This window comes from Candidatus Burkholderia verschuerenii (assembly GCF_001189365.1).
GTDB lineage: Bacteria > Pseudomonadota > Gammaproteobacteria > Burkholderiales > Burkholderiaceae > Caballeronia > Caballeronia verschuerenii.
This window is the reverse complement of sequence record NZ_LFJJ01000234.1, coordinates 1-3,048: the sequence shown is the minus strand read 5'-3', so window position 1 is coordinate 3,048 and position 3,048 is coordinate 1. Positions and strand designations below refer to the sequence as shown.

General features: G+C 64.9%; 2 protein-coding genes. Both read left to right on the top strand.

The features are described from left to right. Positions 1-259: 259 nt before the first annotated feature. Entirely contained in the window at positions 260-2,338 is a 2,079-nt protein-coding gene (gene ligA, locus BVER_RS25995) for an NAD-dependent DNA ligase LigA (protein ID WP_050455716.1), read from the top strand. Continuing rightward, on the top strand, positions 2,335-2,868 hold the full coding sequence (def, locus tag BVER_RS25990; RefSeq protein ID WP_050455715.1) for a peptide deformylase: 534 nt from the start codon (positions 2,335-2,337) through the stop codon (positions 2,866-2,868). Before ligA ends, def begins: the two co-directional genes overlap by 4 nt. The last annotated feature ends 180 nt before the right edge of the window (positions 2,869-3,048 follow it).

Here is a 3,048-nt window from a genome sequence, read left to right as displayed (position 1 = left end):
ACTTCGATCGTCTTGGCATGCCTCGCCTCACATAACCTCAACTTCCCGAACCGCCCGGTGCGGACCCGCACGCCGGGTGGTGTGGCAGGGGACCGGCCAGCTTGCTGGCCGCCCCTATGCCGATTGCGTGCGCCAGACCGCACGCGCGCCCGGCCTATGCCGTTCGGCCGACGCCACGATTGTCCGTTCTTCTGAGACAATCGAACGGTCGGTTATCGAAACACCATCACCGATTGACTTCCTTACGACTCGAAGCCGCATGTCCGCAAAAACCAAAGCCGAATCCGCCGCGACCCGCCAGTCCGGAGCCGCCGTGCCCAGCGCCGACCGACCGGCCGAGCGCGCGGCATGGCTGCGCTCGGAGCTGGAACGGGCGAATTACGCCTATTACGTGCTGGATCAGCCGGATCTGCTCGACGCCGAATACGACACGCTGTTCAAGGAATTGCAGGGCATCGAGGCCGATCATCCCGATCTGATCACGCCGGATTCGCCGACGCAGCGCGTGGGCGGCGAAGTCGCGGACGGTTTCACGCCCGTGGTGCACGATGTGCCGATGCTCTCGCTCAACAACGGCTTCGCGGACGAGGACATCGCCGCCTTCGACAAGCGCGTCGCCGATGCGCTCGGCCACACGCCGGTCGAATACGCGTGCGAACTGAAGTTCGACGGCCTCGCCATTTCGCTGCGCTACGACGACGGCAAGTTCGTGCAGGCGGCTACGCGCGGCGACGGCGCGACCGGCGAGGACGTCACCGCGAACGTGCGCACCATCCGTTCGATTCCGCTGACGCTCAAGGGCGACAACGTGCCGAAGCGTCTGGACGTGCGCGGCGAAGTGCTGCTGTTCAAACGCGATTTCGAGCGCCTGAACGCCCGCCAGCGCGATGCCGGGCAACGTGAATTCGCCAATCCGCGCAACGCGGCGGCGGGCGGCCTGCGTCAGCTCGACCCGAAGATGACGGCGCAGCGTTCGCTGTCGTTCTTCGCGTACGGCATCGGCGTGCTGGACGGCGCGGACATGCCCGCGACCCACGCCGGGCTGCTCAACTGGTACAAGGAAATGGGCCTGCCGGTGAATTCGGAGCGCGCGGTGGTCGACGGCGCGGAAGGGTTGCTCGGCTTTTTCGCCAAGGTCGGCGAGAAGCGCGACAAGCTGCCGTACGACATCGACGGCGTGGTGTACAAGGTCGACCGGCGCGACGAGCAGGACAAGCTCGGCTTCGTGTCGCGCGCGCCGCGTTTCGCGCTGGCGCACAAATTCCCGGCGCAGGAAGCGCTGACGCAGTTGCTCGCCATCGACGTGCAAGTGGGCCGAACCGGCGCGATCACGCCCGTGGCGCGGCTCGCGCCCGTGTTCGTCGACGGCGCAACGGTCACCAACGCGACGCTGCACAACGAGGACGAAGTGCGCCGCAAAGATATCCGTATCGGCGATACGGTCATCGTGCGCCGCGCCGGCGACGTGATTCCCGAAGTGGTGGGTGCGATCCTCGAACGCCGTCCCGCCGACGCGCGCGAGTTCGTCATGCCGACCGAGTGCCCGGTGTGCGGCTCGAAGATCGAGCGCCTGCCGGACGAAGCCATCGCGCGGTGCACGGGCGGGCTGTTCTGTCCCGCGCAGCGCAAGCAGGCGCTGTGGCACTTCGCGCAGCGTCGCGCGCTGGATATCGACGGTCTCGGCGAGAAGATCATCGATCAGCTGGTCGACGAAAACCTCGTGCGCACGCTGGCGGATCTGTTCAGCCTCGGTTTCTCGACGCTGGCCGCACTCGACCGTTTTGCCGACAAATCGGCGCAGAACCTCATCGATTCGCTGGAGAAAGCGAGCAAGACCACGCTCGCGCGCTTTATTTACGCGCTCGGCATCCGGCACGTCGGGGAATCGACGGCGAAGGATCTGGCGAAACACTTCGGCTCGCTCGATCCGATCATGGCGGCATCGGTCGACGAGTTGCTCGAAGTCAACGACGTCGGCCCGGTGGTGGCCGAGGCGATCCACAATTTCTTCAGCGAAGAGCACAACCAGCACGTCATCGAACAATTGCGCGTGAAGGTGTCGTGGCCGGAAGGGCCGCCCGCGCCGAAAGCGCCGCAGGGCGTGCTGGCGGGCAAGACGGTCGTGCTGACGGGCACGCTGCCGTCGCTCTCGCGCGAGGAAGCAAAGGAGATGCTCGAAGCGGCGGGCGCGAAGGTCGCCGGTTCGGTATCGAAAAAGACCGACTACGTCGTGGCGGGCGCGGAAGCGGGCAGCAAGCTCGCGAAAGCGGAGGAACTCGGGGTTCCCGTTCTCGACGAAGACGGCATGAAGAAGCTTTTGGAAGGAGTCACTCCATGATTCGCGAAATCCTGAAGATGGGCGATCCGCGTCTTTTGCGTATCGCCGCACCCGTCGAGCATTTCGACACGCCGGAACTGCACACGCTGGTGCAGGACATGTTCGACACGATGCGGGACGCCAACGGCGCGGGACTGGCCGCGCCGCAGATCGGCGTCGATCTGCAGGTGGTGATTTTCGGTTTCGGGCATAACGAGCGTTATCCCGATGCGCCGTCGGTGCCCGAAACGGTGCTGATCAATCCGATCATCATGCCCAACGGACACGACATGGAGGAGGGTTGGGAAGGCTGTCTGTCGGTGCCGGGTCTGCGCGGCGCGGTGCAGCGTTTCTCGATGATCCGCTATCAGGGGTTCGATCAGTACGGGAATGCCATCGAGCGGCTGGCGGAAGGGTTTCACGCGCGGGTCGTGCAGCACGAGTGCGATCATCTGATCGGCAAGCTGTATCCGATGCGCATCACCGACTTTTCCAAGTTCGGCTATACGGACGTGCTGTTTCCGGGGCTGGACGCGGTGCGCGACGACTGATCGCCGACGCACTCCAATTCGGTTGCCGTGAAAGACGAAAGCCGCTCGAATGAGCGGCATTTTTTGTGCGCCCAGCATGGGCGCACTCTTGCGGGTGCAAGTCGCGCGGCAAGTTGACCACAGCGAGCGAAGTGAAGCGCAACTGCGGAAGGGCGACCGACCGTGGGGAGGAAGCGTGGA